This window comes from Vibrio sp. S234-5 (genome assembly GCF_000960595.1).
GTDB lineage: Bacteria > Pseudomonadota > Gammaproteobacteria > Enterobacterales > Vibrionaceae > Vibrio.
Genome location: NZ_JZAM01000197.1, coordinates 94,189 through 109,390, shown reverse-complemented (window position 1 = coordinate 109,390; position 15,202 = coordinate 94,189). Strand labels below are relative to the sequence as shown.

Below are 15,202 nucleotides of genomic sequence, written 5' to 3'. Positions count from 1 at the left end.
GCAACGACAGTGCACCAGACGGCGGCCTGGAAATCACCCACATCAACGGCGTGGCGTTAACCGGCAATGCCCAAGACATCGCGGTGGACAATGGCACCGTGGTCATCGCGGCGGATGGCGCGATGACGTTCGAGCCAGCGGCTGACTTCAATGGTGAGATCAACTTCGGCTACCAGGTGAAAGACGCGGACGGCGATGTAGACAGCGCGAACGTGAAAGTGACCGTGAATGCCGTGAACGACGGCCCAGTGGCCACAGACGATACGGCGTCAGGCACAGAAGACGGTGGCGTGATCACCATCGATGTGTTGGCGAATGACAGCGATGTGGATGGCGATACGTTGACCATCACAGGCGCGACGGTCCCAGTCGAGCAAGGTACGGTCGCGATCGTCGACGGTAAACTCGAATTCACGCCAGCGAATGGTTTTAGTGGTAAAGCAACTGTTACTTATACTATTACCGATGGAGTTGCGTTTGATTCTGCAGAAGTTTCTGTGAGTGTTAATCGTGTTTCAGTTGATCCAATTACTGCTGATGATGTGATTAACGCGAGTGAAGCGGCAGGCACAGTGACCGTGACCGGTAAAGCCACCGGTGGCGATATCAGCGAAGGCGATGTGGTAACCATGACCATCAATGGTAAGCCTTACGAAACCACGGTCGATGCTGATGGCAACTGGACAGTGGATGTGGCGGGTGCAGACCTGGCCGCGGACACCGCGTTCGATGTGAACGTGGCGTCAACGGACGGCGCGGGCAACCCAGTGACCAGCACCGGTTCTTCAACGCATACGGTCGATACGTCTGCGACAGCCTCTATTGATGTCGATCCAATCACGGATGACAGAATCATTAACGCTAATGAGTCTGCTGAAGGTGTGTTGATTCCTATCACTGGTTGGGTAAGTGGTGACGCTAGACCTGGCGATACCGTTACAATTACTCTTGGTGGAGTCGAGATTGGTCGTGCATTGGTTTCCAATGATACAAATGCAGATGGTAAGTACCTATTTACGGTCGAAGTATTAGGCTCGAAGTTGGCTAATACTACGCTTCAATATCCTCATATTGTTGCCACTGTCACAGGGACAGATGATGCGGGGAATGAGTTTAGTGCGTATAGCAATGAAGTTTATAGCGTCGACCAAAGCTTAAACATTGAAGTTTTTGTTGAAGAGGAAAGCGATGACAATGTCATTAATTTTGATGAACAAGGAAATGTGACTATCTCCGGTTTTGTCGAAAAAGGAGCGTCTATAGATACCATTACAATTACTGATAAAGACGGTAATCCAATGGTGATTTCTTCGGGGATCTCGGTTGATACTAGTGATGAGAATGCTGACTATTTCTCAGTCGTTGTAGATGTTTCGCAACTGACTGATGGACAACTAAACGTCGTGGTAAGTGCCACTGATAGCGCTGGTAATACAGGTGATTCAGAAGTTGTTCATATTTCGAAAGATACTACTGTTTCTCTTACTTCCAAAATTACCGATGAAACAAATAGCGGTTCCAAAGAGGACAATGTCACTAACGATTCAACTCCATCCATTACTGGCTTAACGGAAGCGGGTGCGAGCGTGACTATTACCTACACGGATGCGACAGGTGCCCCTCGAGCAGCCACTGGTACAGCGGATGCAGACGGTAAATACACCATTAATATCAGTAATGCGCTGTCAGAAGGCAGTAATGATCTTTCTGTTAGCGCTGTGGATGCAGCGGGTAATGAGACCACAATTGTACAGACTGTGGTTGTCGATACTTCAGCTGCGCCTGTTGCACAGGACGATACGGTATCTGTATACCGCGGTTTGACGGGTTACTATTACAGTTCAAATGACAGTGAAAATGGAAATCTGACGTCAGTTCAAGACGCCTTGGATGTTATCGCGAGTAAAGACCCAGATCTTACCTTTGAAGCGCGTGACATTAATTACTCATTAGATGCCAACAACAATAGCTTGAGTTCAAAGTCTCAGGTTGCTGATTTCCTAAATAATGATGCAGGATCATTGCAGGGCGAAGTGGCAAATCACACAGATGGTGTGATTAAGATGAGTGGTTCTGTTTATCTAGATGCAGGCAATTACGCATTTAAAGTGAGAGCAGATGATGGCTATACAATATTAATTGATGGCGTTGCTGTAGCCACAGTTGACCGTAATCAATCACCTACAACAACCATGCATAGCTCCTTTGAGATAAACAGCGATGGCTACCATAAGATTGAAATTGTGTATTGGGATCAGGGTGGAAATGCAGTACTCGATGTCAATCTAGGTACTGTTGATGCTAACGGCAACTTCAATAATGGTGAGCATGATCTAAACGACTATCCGTTGATTGGCGATACACTGACGACTAAAGAGGGTAGTGAGCTCGTACTAAATAGCACACTGCTTTTGGGCAATGATTACGATCTTAATGATGGTGACACTATCTCTATCCTTGCTGATGGTTTTAGTTCAAACGATGGAGCCGTATCATATGATGCTGCGACAGGAGAGATCATCTTTACGCCAAACGAAGGTGTTACGGGGTCGGCAAGCTTCACTTACACCATCGTTGATAGTACAGGCAAGACCGATACCGCAACGGTTACCACTTTGGTCACTCCAATCAGTGATGGCTTGAGTGTTTCTGCCACTTTGAGTTCTGTTAGTGGCAATGTCGCCGATACTTTAGTGGCAGCTCAGCTTGCTGCGATAGAAGGTAAACTTGCTGATGACACAGCAAGTGACGACGACGACTATCTGAGTAGCAACGGAGCTTGGGTCCAGGCATTAGGTGGTAATGACACTATCGTCTATGGGTCCGGTTCCCATATGCTTGTTCAAGGTGGTAGTGGTAACGATGTTATTGTGGGTAACAATTCGTCTGCTGTTTCAGAAAATCTGCAAGGTGGTGATGGCAATGACATCCTAATTGGTGGTACAGATGTTTCTGATTCTATCAACTTGATCGGCGATGATGTCGGGGAAACAGGTAATGATATCTTTATTTCTCGAAGTGCAACTTCTACTACCGCTTACTACGGTGGTAATGGAGTTGACACGGCATATTTAGTTGGTAGTAGCAGTGACTATCAGTTCACTACAGCTGGTTCATCAGACTTTACTTTAATTCACCAAGGTACAGGTAACGCTAATCATGATTTCTACAGTGTAGAAAGTTTGTATTTCGCAGATGGCAAGTTTGAAGTAAGTGGCGGACAGTTAGTCAAAACTGCAGAGATATATCAGCTAAATATCGATATTGACCTGAATGACAATGATGGTAGTGAAAAAGTTACCTCTGTTGTAATTAGTGATGTTCCTGACGATGTAACACTCTCTGTCGGAACTAAGCAAGCTGACGGTACTTGGGTTATCGATCCTGCTCAGCTAAATGTGGAAGGTAAGTTGACTGTATTGGTAGAAGCACCAGTTGGAACAACGCCTGTACTGACTGTGACGGCTGGAGCACAGGAGATGGATGGTGACACTCCTCTCGATAGGCCAGAATATGCACAAGGGCAAACGGGTACTATTCTCCTTGATACATCAAACCCTAATGGAGATAACGCTGTTTCTGGTACTCAGGGAGACGATGTACTTATGGGGGATGTGGGCGGTTACGTTAAAACCGTGACTCCAGGGCAAGACTATAATGTTGCATTGATAGTAGACACTTCAGGAAGTATGAGCGACGTAACCACCAATGGCATGACTCGTATTGCTATGGTTGAAGCTGCGTTGAAAAATCTCATCTCAACTCTTAGAGAGCACGATGGTGTTGTTAATGTAAAACTTATTTGTTTTGATGACGTCGTTGATTTTAATTTCGAAGCACAAAGCATTACTACGAATCCAACCCAATATCAGGAGTTGTGGAATGCAATAGATACTAAGCTGAATGCGTATGGCTATACCAATTATGAAGCTGGCTTAGAAATGGCTGATTCTTGGTTTAGTAGTATGCAAAATGGCGCGCAAAATATGGCGTTCTTCCTGACGGATGGTGAACCGTATGTTGGAGGTAGTAGTGATAGTGCTTTAAAAGATGCCATTGATGCGTTTGCTTCACTTTCCACGAAGGCTCAAGTACAAGCCATTGGTATTGGCAACGACATTAGTACCGATGTATTGAAGTTCTTTGACAACACAAATACCGGTCTTATGGAACAAGTTAAGGACTTCTATACAGAAGCTATGTTGTTTAGTTTCTCCAGTTTGACTGGCAGTAATTCTGGTAATGATGGCAATGTGAGTATCAGTGATGGTGATCTAGTATTGACCGACGACGACTACAGCTATTGGGACGGCGGTTATGCTCAATGGACAAGTGATACATTTAATGTGGAACAAGGCCAACAACTGAGTTTTGACGCTACTCTTGAAAGGGGTAAGTTCTACTGGGCACTGTATAATGCAAATGGTGAGCTAGTAGAGAGTGGCAACGATGAAAAAACCAATGGTAACAAGTCTGTCAATGTTGAAAGCGGTGCGCTACAGGCTGGTAGCTATAAATTAGTAATCAGCTACGATGCGACAAATGGGCGCAGTGGAGAGGTAAGAATCGACGAAATCAACCTACTGAGCCCACTACTCGCACCTGCGGGTGAAGTGCAGATTGTCACAACCCCAGAGCAATTAGAAGCCGCGTTACAAGGTGGTGATATTGTGTATAACATTGCTGATATGGGTAGTGATACCGTCAGTGGCGATGTAGGAAACGACATTTTGTTTGGAGATGCGGTCAATTCAGATGCGCTACCTTGGGGTGGCGACAATCCAGAAAAACCAGATGATTTAGTGGATGGGGCTGGTTTAGATGCTGTGTATAAGTTCCTCTCGCTGAAAAATGGCTACGAAGCTACAGATGTAGATGTCTATACATTTATCAAGAATAACCACGAGCTATTCAATATCATAGACGACACTCGAGGTGGTAACGACACGTTAGATGGTGGTCTTGGTAACGATATCCTTTATGGGCAAGGTGGCAACGACATCCTCATCGGCGGCCTTGGTAATGACATCTTAACTGGTGGTGAAGGTGCTGACATCTTTAAATGGGTTGATATGGAAACGGCGAGTGACCGCGTCACAGACTTCAATGTCGAGCAAGGTGATAAGCTTGATCTATCTGATCTCTTTGACGATATGTCTAAAGCGGATATTGAAACTTTGCTGGCTGATCTTGAAGGCGATTCTAAAGGTAGCGTCGGTGATGTCTCGATCGAAGTGACCAACGAGAATGGTGCGCATCTGACCATCGTCAAAGGCGGCCAAACCTTAACGATTGATTTTGATGGTGCTGTAGATGCTTCCTATATTACCAATAGCTTGTTAGAGAACCTGAATCATTTAAAGGACTAAAATAACGAAAACCGGAGCTTGTAAGGGCTCCGGTTTTTTGTGCTGTCTGTAATTTGGATTTATCCTTTGCAAAAAAGAGCCTCGATGGGAATCGAGGCTCTTTTTATAGATACAGACTGTATTTACAACACCTTACACGCAAACCCTTTAAGGTAGAAACCTTCTGGGTAGGCCGTGTCGGTTGGGTGATCGGCGGCTTGTTCGAAACGCTCTACAAATTTGACGCTTCTGCCAGCATCGACGGCGGCATCGGCAATGATTTTTTGGAACAACAGTTGGTCCATCAGACCGGAGCAAGAGTAGGTGAGCAGTGTGCCGCCGGGTTTGAGAATTTGCATCGCGAGCATGTTGATGTCTTTATAGCCACGACATGCGCCGTTGAGTTGCGCTTTGCTTTCGGCAAACTTGGGTGGGTCCATGATCACCACGTCAAATTGCGTGCCTTGGTCGCGATATTCACGTAGCAGTTTGAACACATCGGCATTTAAGAACACGGCGCGTTTCTTGGAGATATCAAATTCGTTCAACTCTGCGTTGAATTTTGCGGTGTCCAACGCTGGCTGCGAGACGTCTGCGTTGATCACTCTTTTGGCTCCGCCTTTTAAAGCATAAAGACCAAAGCCGCCGGTATAGGAAAAGCAGTTTAAGACTTCTTTATCTTTGAAGTATTTCATCGCTTGCTGGCGACTGTCGCGTTGATCGAGGTAGAAACCGGTTTTGTGGCCGCCGACAATATCGACGCTAATTTTGACGCCATTTTCTTCGATAACAACCGATTTAGGCGGCATGTCACCATGTAGCACACCAGTCGTTTCTTTCAACCCTTCTTTCTTACGCACGGCTACATCTGAGCGTTCGTAAACATTGCAGTCAGGAAATACCTCAACCAAAGCGTCAACAATATTTTGCTTTTGATGTTCTGCACCCGCGCTGAGCAGTTGGCAGACAAAGAAATTTTGGTAACGGTCTATGGTGACACCTGGCAAACCATCGGATTCTGCCGCGATCAAGCGATAACCCGTTAAACCATCGCGCGCAATGATCTCTTCGCGCAGCAGTTGAGCTTGTTGAAGACGTTGAACGAAAAAGTCCACATTAATCTCTTCTTTTTCAAAGCTCCACACACGGGCGCGAATTTGCGATTCAGGAGAGTAGGCCGCTTTTGCCAACCATTTACCATCGTGAGCCAATACGTCAACGGTTTCTCCCAGTTGCGGATTGCCTTCCACCTTGTCGATGCCACGAGAAAAAATCCATGGATGGCGTCTGATGACGGATTTCTCACGGCCTTTGGCTAAATAGATTGAAGCTGACATTGCAGTACTCTTTAGAAATTTGAAAGTGGGGTATTTTCATGGAATCAGCGTAGAAAAGCAAATAACAAAAAGGCCGCGTTATGCGGCCTGATTAACTAGGACTATCGTTAAGCTTTTAGCCCAGTGAGCAAGCTTTCCATTGCATCACTTTGTGTGCGAAGTTGCTCGACATTACGTGATGTCATGGTGATCATTTCGCAAACCTGATTGGACTGATGACGTATTTCCTCCACGCTTGCGGCAATATTATCTGCCACGACGCCTTGCTCTTCAGCCGCCGTTGCAATTTGCAAGCTACTATCGGAGATAGTTTGGTTCTTATCAGCGAGCGAGGCGATTTCATGATTCACTTCCGACATCAACGCTTGCCCTTGGCTGGCATTGCTCACGGTGACTTCCATCAGCTTGGTTAATGACTGGCTGTTACGTTGTAATGCTTCAATCATGGATTGAATTTCGACGGTTGCTTTCTGAGTTCTTCCCGCTAACGCACGAACCTCATCCGCCACGACCGCAAAACCACGCCCTTGTTCACCTGCACGTGCGGCTTCTATCGCGGCGTTGAGAGCCAATAGGTTAGTTTGCTCTGAAATGCCGTTGATGGTGGTGACCACTTCATCGATCTGCGCTGCATTGGCATCGAGCTCTTCTACTGCCTGAGAAGCAGATTGAATTTCTGTCGATAGTTTAGAAATCGAACTCAAGGTGTTCACCACTTTTACTTGACCAGATTGCGCCACGCTACGTGCATCTTCCGTTTGAGTGCTGGAATCATGCGCCAAATTGGCGACTTCACGTATAGTCGACGCCATCTGTTCTGTGGCACTGGCTAGAGAATTGAGGTGCTCTTGCTGAGTGCCTGAAATGTCAGAGCTTTTATGCATCGACTGGTTCAAGTCTGAGCTGATCTGCTGCATCAAAGCGACGGATTCTTGGATAGACAACACCATTTTTTGCTCACGCTCTGCCACTTTATCGATGGTGATCGCAATGGTGCTGAACTCATCTCTCACCAGAAAGAAGTTCATACGGGCAGTGAGATCGCCACTGGCTAAGGTGCTCAGCGCTTTATTCATGGTAAACATCGCGCCGCCAATAAAGGTCATGATGTAGTAGACACCCATCGCCAAAACAAACAGCGAACCGAGAATAATAGTGAGATGCGTACTTGAAAGTGCCGATAACAAATTGCCCTGCTGTGAAGAGACCAGACTAAACGCGCCATTCATCACCGAAACCGCGTCTTTTCCGTTGCCAATTGCAATCGCAGGGTAAGCGGAGAGCAGTTCAGCGACTTGATTGCGCGTCAAATTTCCCGATTCAATCAGACCTTTAACCAGCATGAGCTGATCTTGATACGCTTCATTTAGCATCGCATCTGCGGCATTGGTGAGAACAAAAGTTAGCATCAATAATGCTAAAACTGGGAGGAGGAAGAGCAAATAGAATTTTTCTTGAATTTTTAAGTGGATGAGATACTTATCAATCCAACGAAATGGAATTTCTTTCATAATTATTATACTCGTAGTGACCCACTGTCCTTTGTGGGGTGAATAGAGTTGATAAATATATCACTCAAAAAAACGGAGAGGTATACGGATGACAAAACGATGCGAGAAATTTGTGGTCTCGGGCATAGTTCAGGGCGTTGGCTTTCGCTATCACACGTCACATCAAGGGTTGAAGCTGGGGTTAGTCGGCTATGCAAAGAATCTGCACAACGGCAATGTTGAAGTGATCGCTTGCGGCGAAGAAGAAAGCCTTGAGGCATTTGCTCGTTGGTTGACCCACGGACCAAAAACGGCACAAGTTGATGCATTGAGCCGAGAAGAGAGTGTTTATCGAGACTTTGATGGCTTCGAAATCTTGTAGCCAGTCTTGGCTACAAGAGCGCTTATAAACATTTTGCGGGTTTAGGCAATCCAGCCAATTTAGTGGCTTGTTTTGCCGGCCCTTGCTTAAAAAGCTTAAATAAGTATTTGCTGTTTCCTTTTTCTGGGCCATGCGCTTTTTCCATCGCTTTTACCAGCATTCTTACCGCAGGAGAGGTGTTAAATTCCAGATAAAAGTTGCGAACAAAGTGGATCACTTCCAAATGTGCATCGGTCAATTCAATCCCTTCTTGCTCCGCGAGTATGGCGATCATGCCTTCATCCCACACCGTGTGATCGAGCAGGTAGCCTTGAGCATCAGTTTCAATTTCTTTTCCGTTATAAACAAACATGGTGGTTATCCGTCGTTGTTTCGACAAGTAGTGACAAAGAAGGGTAGAGTAGCCTAGTCTTCGTCGATAGCTCAACCGAAGTTTGTTCAGATTGAATTGAATGGTTAAATTTAATGCGTCGTTCAAAAGGGCGTTTTAGAAGTTTAAATTGCATATATATGCGAGTGAGTTAGAAAGTTTTCGGGGTGGGTAGCAATAATAATGCTAATAAATTTAAAATCTGCACATAAAAAAGCCCGAGATCGGGCTTTTTATGTTTAAAACGATATTAATCGTCATTCATGATGCCAAGAATACTTAGCAAACTAGTGAACAAGTTGAGGATGTTCAAGTACATCGAGATGGTTGCGCTGACGTAGTTGGTTTCTTCTCCACGTACGATACGGCTAGTGTCGTACAGAATAAAGCCAGAGAAAACCAGTGCAGAAACGCTACTGATGACCAACTGACCCAGTGTCGAACCCACAAAGATGTTGATGATGGCGGCGACGATAACAATGATCAAACCTGCCACCAGGAAGTTACGCATAAAAGAGAAATCTTTTTTGCTGGTGATGGTGTAGGCAGAAAGGCCAAGAAACACCATACCGGTTAAACCTAGCGCTTGTGCGATGATGGTTGGGCCGCTAGGAATCGAAGCGTAGTAGGTTAGCATCGGGCCTAATGCACCGCCCATTAGGGTTGTAAAGACAAATGTCCAGACGATCCCCATTGACGAGTTAATGCTACGCGGCAGTGCAAAAAACAAGATACCAATCGCGGCGAGTTGCATGACGAGCGCTACGATTGGCGAAATACCCATTGCCATCGTTGCCATTGCTGCAATAGCACTGGTTACTAAGGTCATGGATAGTAGGAAATAGGTATTCTTCAGTACTTTATTTGTCTGAAGTGTACTTTCCATACTTGTTGTACGAGAAAACATTGGACTGTTCATAATCTTCCTCTTAAAAGATCGGTTTACTTATATGTACATTTATGAGGCCGATAGTGCCAAAAATCAAGCCTAACGTTGTACCTAACTAGGCAAAATAATAGTGGAAATAGTAACTTATGTATCGCTCAAGTTGTAACACTTTATTGCGAATCGGCAAAATAAAAAGAGGTGTTTCGTAGCACCTCTTTGTTGTTTGCCCAGCAAAGCTGGCAAACCCGTCCACTTGAAAGAAAATGGAGTCACCCTGACTAAGGGGAAGACAATCCGAATGGCAAGGGCGTCACTGGCTAACGGTGGGGTTTGAAGGAAGCCATAGGAAGTTAGATGTACACAACTAACCGTAACCTGTTTCGGCGGTATTGGTGGGTAAGCGTCCAACATAGCGCAAAGCCCGATACTTAGTCAGGCCAATACTGTGATTGAGGGGGGGATATCTAACAGGGAGTCAGTGCAATAACTGGGGAAGCCTGACACCACATCCGGTCAAACGCCGGAGGCGTCCATCAAGAGGTGACTCAAGATGTACGTTGGTGCGAGGTGGCAGATGAACCCGTAGTAGTGATTAAGGCTAGGCCGATGAAAGCCAGTAATGGTGTGGAGTACAAAACCAAGCCGACCTTTGCCAATATGTGTAAAGGAGCGAGCCATTGCCAAAAGCATGGTAAGTTGCGAAGGGGGGAAGCATACTTTAAGACTTTGATGAGTAGTTAGAATTTATCATTGATACACAAGCCGTCTGATCAACGGGACAAGTCGAATTGGTGCACTAGGAATAGTGAATTCTGGTGAGACAGGTCGTATAAGGGAAGTAATTGCAACTAAGTTTGGTAGATTGCCGTTGAGCTAGAACGCCAAATCCTGCAATGAAAGTTACCAACAGTGATGAAAACAAACTGTCCCCACAAAGCGGACAACATTAGATTCTCAGATTAATGTTGTGCCACCAATCATGGTGATATGGAGTATGCATGAGCCGTATACGAGGCCCGTACGTACGGTTCTGTGAGAGGGATGAGGCGGTAACGCCTCACCCTACTCGATTTTCTATGAATTAATGGTGGAGTATTTGCGCGAGGAAATTCTGAGTTCGATCAGACTGCGGATTTTCGAAGAAATCTTTCGGATTGTTTTCTTCAATGATTTCACCTGCATCCATGAATATCACTCTGTCTGCGACTTCTTTGGCAAACCCCATTTCGTGGGTAACACAAAGCATCGTCATCCCTTCTTCAGCCAGTTCAACCATAACGTCTAATACCTCTCGCACCATTTCTGGGTCCAGTGCCGAGGTTGGTTCGTCAAACAGCATAACTTTAGGGCTCATGCACAGCGATCTTGCAATCGCAACACGCTGCTGCTGACCACCAGACAATTGACCAGGGAACTTGTCTGCTTGCTCTGGAATTCTGACTCGTTCGAGATATTTCATCGCGACCGCTTCTGCTTCTTCTTTCGGCATTTTTTTTACCCAAATTGGCGCCAGTGTGCAGTTTTCTAAAACAGTGAGGTGAGGGAAGAGGTTAAAGTGCTGGAAACACATGCCGACTTCTTTTCTCACCGCTTCAATATTTTTTAAGTCCTCGGTCAATTCCGTGCCAGAAACGATAATTTGCCCTGCTTGGTGTTCTTCCAAGCGGTTAATGCAGCGGATCATGGTGGACTTACCAGAGCCGGACGGGCCACAAATAACGATTTTTTCGCCCTTTTTAACATTCAAATTAATGTTCTTTAGTACGTGAAACTCACCGTACCACTTGTTCATATCCTTCAGTTGGATCATGTAATCTTGTTGTTGCGTCATAATACGTCCTTGAGCTTAAAGAGTTATCGTTTGTGACCGGTGTGTAGTTTATTTTCCAACCATATCGAATATCTCGACATGCCAAAACAAAATACCCAGAACACTAACGCGACAAATACATAACTTTCGGTAGCAAAACCGAGCCACTCGGGGTCGGTATTGGCTGCTTGACCAATACCTAATACATCAAACATACCGATGATGAGTACTAGACTGGTGTCTTTGAAAAGGCCGATAAAGGTGTTCACGATTGAGGGGATAGTAATCTTCAGTGCCTGAGGAAGAATAATCAGCCCCGTTTTCTTCCAGTAGCTTAAACCAAGCGCATCAGCCGCTTCATATTGGCCTTTGGGAATCGCTTGCAAACCACCACGAACCACTTCCGCCATATAGGCTGCGCTGAACATGACCACGCCTATCAATGCACGGATCAGTTTGTCTGTCTCAGAGCCTTCAGACAAGAACAGAGGTAGCATGACTGACGCCATGAATAGTACGGTAATCAGCGGCACCCCACGCCATACCTCGATATAGACGGTACACATACTGCGAATAATCGGCATATCTGAGCGTCTTCCTAGTGCCAAGGCGACGCCAATAGGCAGTGAAACAACGATGCCAACCAGTGCAATGATCAGTGTGACTAACAAGCCTCCCCATTTATGGGTTTCGACCACTTCTAGGCCAAATATGCCACCGTATAGCAGCGCAGCGATAATAAATGGGTAGATGTTGACGAAAAAGAGCCAAATCCAAGTACGTTTTGGTGTTTTTTCATAAGCTAAAAGCACAGTGAAAATTGCTAAAGACGCATAGAAAAGGCGAGGGCGCCACAACTCAGCTTGAGGGTAGAAGCCATACATAAACTGTTCCCAGCGAACGCTGATAAATACCCAGCATGCCCCTTCGCGTGTGCAGTCGTCTCTGGTTAAACCAGACCAATCGGCGCTGATGATCGCCCAATCCACGATATGCCAAAGTGCTGACAGTGCAAAATAGGCCAGAATGACGGTGACAATCGAGTTAATGGGGCCATTAAACAGGTTTTTTCGCAGCCAACCAATAATCCCCACAGTGTTTGCTGGCGGCGGCAGATTCGGTTGAAATTGATGTACTCGCATATTATCTCTCCACCAGGGCAACTTTTTTGTTGTAAAGGTTCATCAAGGCTGAAGTTAAAAGACTTAACGTCAGATAAACCGCCATGGTCATCGCAATGATCTCAATCGCTTGTCCGGTTTGGTTCAATGTTGTACCTGCAAAGACAGAGACCAAGTCAGGATAACCAATCGCCATAGCAAGTGAGGAGTTTTTGGTCAGGTTCAAGTACTGGCTAGTCAGCGGCGGAATAATAATTCTCAGCGCTTGAGGGATGATAACCAGCTTTAAAGTGCGCGCTCGAGGTAAGCCTAGAGACATCGCGGCTTCAGTCTGACCATGGTTAACGGCATTAATGCCCGAGCGAACAATTTCGGCAATAAACGCCGCAGTATAGATACTGAGAGCGACCAGTAAAGCAGCTAGTTCAGGAATAATGCTGATGCCACCACGAAAGTTAAAGCCTTTGAGTTCAGGATATTCAAACGCAATTGGCGAGCCAGCAATAAAGTAAACTAATACTGGTAGCACTATCACTAAAGAAAAGGCGATGCGACCCATCGGGGTTTGTTGACCACTGAGCTTTTGTTTGTTTTTCGCCCAAATACCAATAAAAATAGTCGCCAACACACCAGAAATTAAAGCGGCGAAGACGAATGCACTGCCCGATTCAAAGATCGGTTTGGGGAAAAACAGTCCTCTTACGTTGAGGAAAACATATTCGCCTAAGCTGATGCTTTCCCTTGGTGACGGAAGCGCCTGTAAGACCGCAAAGTACCAGAAGAAGATCTGCAACAGCAGCGGAATATTACGAAAGGTCTCGATATAGACGGCGGCAAAACGGCTTACTAACCAGTTTGTTGACAAACGTGCGATGCCGATAACAAATCCGAGAAAAGTCGCAACGATAATACCAAGAAACGATACTAACGCTGTATTAAGTAAACCTACAATAAACGTCGTACCGTAAGAGTGGGTCTCGTCATACTCAATCAAAGTGAGACCGATACCGAATCCGGCTTCTTGACTTAAAAAGTCAAAACCCGTTGCGATACCGCGTGACTCCAAGTTGGTGAGTGCGTTGTTTACTATGGTGTAAAAGAAGAAGACCAGAGCCAGTATGGCTAGGATCTGAAACAGCACCGAGCGAAAAGTGGGGTTGTAAAACAAATTGGTGCCCGAAGCTGGCTTTCCAGCTCCTGTGGAAAGTGATTTATTGTCGGGTTTCATACAGCTATAACCTCTAATCCATTACTTAGAAAAAGGGCGGCATCACATACCGCCCATTCTTAGCTAGACTCTTATCATTAACGGATTGGTGGCGCGTACATAAAGCCGCCGGCATTCCAAAGGGCGTTAACGCCACGAGCGATCTGCAGTGGTGAACCCATACCTACAGTGCGTTCGAAGCTTTCGCCGTAGTTACCTACTTGTTTGACAACTTGGTAGCCCCAGTCGTCACGGATGCCTAAACCTTTGCCTTTCGGACCATCGACACCCAAAATACGTTTGATGTTTGGATCGTCAGATTTAAGCATTTGCTCTGCGTTTTGGGATGTAATGCCGTATTCCTCGGCGTTGATCATTGCATTTAGAGTCCATTTCGCGATGTTGAACCACTGGTCGTCACCTTGACGAACAACAGGGCCAAGGGGTTCTTTGGAAATGATCTCAGGCAGTACAACCGCTGAGCTTGGGTTCTCTAGGTTGAGACGCAGCGCGTACAGACCTGATTGGTCAGTGGTTAACACGTCACAACGACCAGCGTCAAAGCCTTTGGAAGTTTGCGCTGCAGTATCAAATACAACAGGTTTGTACTTCATACCGCTGTTGCGGAAGTAGTCTGCCAAGTTTAGCTCGGTTGTTGTACCCGATTGAACGCACACGGAAGCGCCATCCAACTCTTTTGCACTCTTGATTCCTAACTCTTTTTTCACCATGAAGCCTTGACCGTCGTAATAGTTTACGCCGACAAAGTTAAGCCCCAATGCTGTGTCGCGATGCAGTGTCCAAGTGGTGTTGCGAGAAAGAACATCGATCTCGCCAGATTGCAATGCAGTAAAACGCTCTTTCGCGGTGAGTGGAACATACTTAACTTTTGTTTTATCACCCAGTACAGCAGCGGCGATGGCTTGACAATATTCTACGTCGATACCTTCCCATTCACCCTTTGCATTAGGGTTAGAGAAGCCTGGGAGACCAGTACTCACACCACAAGCCAAATAACCTTGTTTAGTGACTTTATCCAATGTGCTATCTGCTGCAAATGCATTTGACGACATAACTGCAGTAGAAGCCGCTACGACGGAAGCAAGAACCGTTAATTTATTTGCCATTTGTATCCTTCCTGTATGATCCAAGTTTAACCAGGTGACACCCGATACAACGTGCTCAATCTGTGTTGTGTGTGCCCTATGTGCTTGATTTCCATTTTAAACGGCATTTGGAAATCAATTA

The 15,202-nt window shown here is 45.8% G+C and carries 10 protein-coding genes; 2 read left to right on the top strand and 8 right to left on the bottom strand.

Annotation, left to right across the window (positions count from 1 at the left end; genetic code table 11):
* The coding region (locus UF06_RS10305) for an Ig-like domain-containing protein (RefSeq protein ID WP_052702546.1) at positions 1–5,369 on the top strand (5,369 nt) is incomplete at its 5' end.
* A gap of 122 nt (positions 5,370–5,491) precedes the next feature.
* Here UF06_RS10305 and UF06_RS10300 read toward each other — a convergent pair.
* Positions 5,492–6,685, bottom strand: coding sequence for a class I SAM-dependent methyltransferase (locus UF06_RS10300; protein WP_045570375.1), 1,194 nt, complete (start codon positions 6,683–6,685; stop codon positions 5,492–5,494).
* 107 nt (positions 6,686–6,792) lie between these two features.
* Complete coding sequence (locus tag UF06_RS10295; RefSeq protein WP_045570374.1) at positions 6,793–8,196, bottom strand: methyl-accepting chemotaxis protein; 1,404 nt, start codon at positions 8,194–8,196, stop codon at positions 6,793–6,795.
* Between the two features lie 88 nt (positions 8,197–8,284).
* Here UF06_RS10295 and yccX point away from each other — a divergent pair, with 88 nt between their 5' ends.
* Positions 8,285–8,557 (top strand): acylphosphatase, encoded by a 273-nt coding sequence (yccX, locus tag UF06_RS10290; protein ID WP_039426312.1) that lies wholly within the window; start codon positions 8,285–8,287, stop codon positions 8,555–8,557.
* Between the two features lie 22 nt (positions 8,558–8,579).
* On the opposite strand, the gene UF06_RS10285 is transcribed toward yccX, so the two are convergent.
* From UF06_RS10285 to UF06_RS10260, 6 genes are all read right to left on the bottom strand, one after another.
* Positions 8,580–8,909: a TusE/DsrC/DsvC family sulfur relay protein gene (locus UF06_RS10285; protein WP_039444504.1), complete on the bottom strand. Its 330-nt coding sequence runs from the start codon at positions 8,907–8,909 to the stop codon at positions 8,580–8,582.
* A 268-nt stretch (positions 8,910–9,177) separates the two neighbouring features.
* Positions 9,178–9,846, bottom strand: coding sequence for a Bax inhibitor-1/YccA family protein (locus UF06_RS10280; protein WP_045570373.1), 669 nt, complete (start codon positions 9,844–9,846; stop codon positions 9,178–9,180).
* Positions 9,847–10,897: 1,051 nt separating this feature from the next.
* On the bottom strand, positions 10,898–11,647 hold the full coding sequence (locus UF06_RS10275) for an amino acid ABC transporter ATP-binding protein (RefSeq protein ID WP_045570372.1): 750 nt from the start codon (positions 11,645–11,647) through the stop codon (positions 10,898–10,900).
* Between the two features lie 23 nt (positions 11,648–11,670).
* Complete coding sequence (locus UF06_RS10270; RefSeq protein WP_045570371.1) at positions 11,671–12,768, bottom strand: amino acid ABC transporter permease; 1,098 nt, start codon at positions 12,766–12,768, stop codon at positions 11,671–11,673.
* 1 nt (position 12,769) lies between these two features.
* Positions 12,770–13,975 (bottom strand): amino acid ABC transporter permease, encoded by a 1,206-nt coding sequence (locus tag UF06_RS10265; RefSeq protein ID WP_045570370.1) that lies wholly within the window; start codon positions 13,973–13,975, stop codon positions 12,770–12,772.
* Between the two features lie 77 nt (positions 13,976–14,052).
* Positions 14,053–15,081: an amino acid ABC transporter substrate-binding protein gene (locus tag UF06_RS10260; RefSeq protein ID WP_045570369.1), complete on the bottom strand. Its 1,029-nt coding sequence runs from the start codon at positions 15,079–15,081 to the stop codon at positions 14,053–14,055.
* Positions 15,082–15,202 lie beyond the last annotated feature (121 nt).

Bases quoted from the DNA above. Each gene is read 5' to 3' on its own strand.
- UF06_RS10280 (WP_045570373.1), bottom strand. From the start codon at position 9,846: ATGAACAGTCCAATGTTTTCTCGTACAACAAGTATGGAAAGTACACTT.
- UF06_RS10270 (WP_045570371.1), bottom strand. From the start codon at position 12,768: ATGCGAGTACATCAATTTCAACCGAATCTGCCGCCGCCAGCAAACACT.
- UF06_RS10275 (WP_045570372.1), bottom strand. From the start codon at position 11,647: ATGACGCAACAACAAGATTACATGATCCAACTGAAGGATATGAACAAG.
- UF06_RS10300 (WP_045570375.1), bottom strand. From the start codon at position 6,685: ATGTCAGCTTCAATCTATTTAGCCAAAGGCCGTGAGAAATCCGTCATC.
- UF06_RS10265 (WP_045570370.1), bottom strand. From the start codon at position 13,975: ATGAAACCCGACAATAAATCACTTTCCACAGGAGCTGGAAAGCCAGCT.
- UF06_RS10285 (WP_039444504.1), bottom strand. From the start codon at position 8,909: ATGTTTGTTTATAACGGAAAAGAAATTGAAACTGATGCTCAAGGCTAC.
- UF06_RS10260 (WP_045570369.1), bottom strand. From the start codon at position 15,081: ATGGCAAATAAATTAACGGTTCTTGCTTCCGTCGTAGCGGCTTCTACT.
- UF06_RS10295 (WP_045570374.1), bottom strand. From the start codon at position 8,196: ATGAAAGAAATTCCATTTCGTTGGATTGATAAGTATCTCATCCACTTA.
- yccX (WP_039426312.1), top strand. From the start codon at position 8,285: ATGACAAAACGATGCGAGAAATTTGTGGTCTCGGGCATAGTTCAGGGC.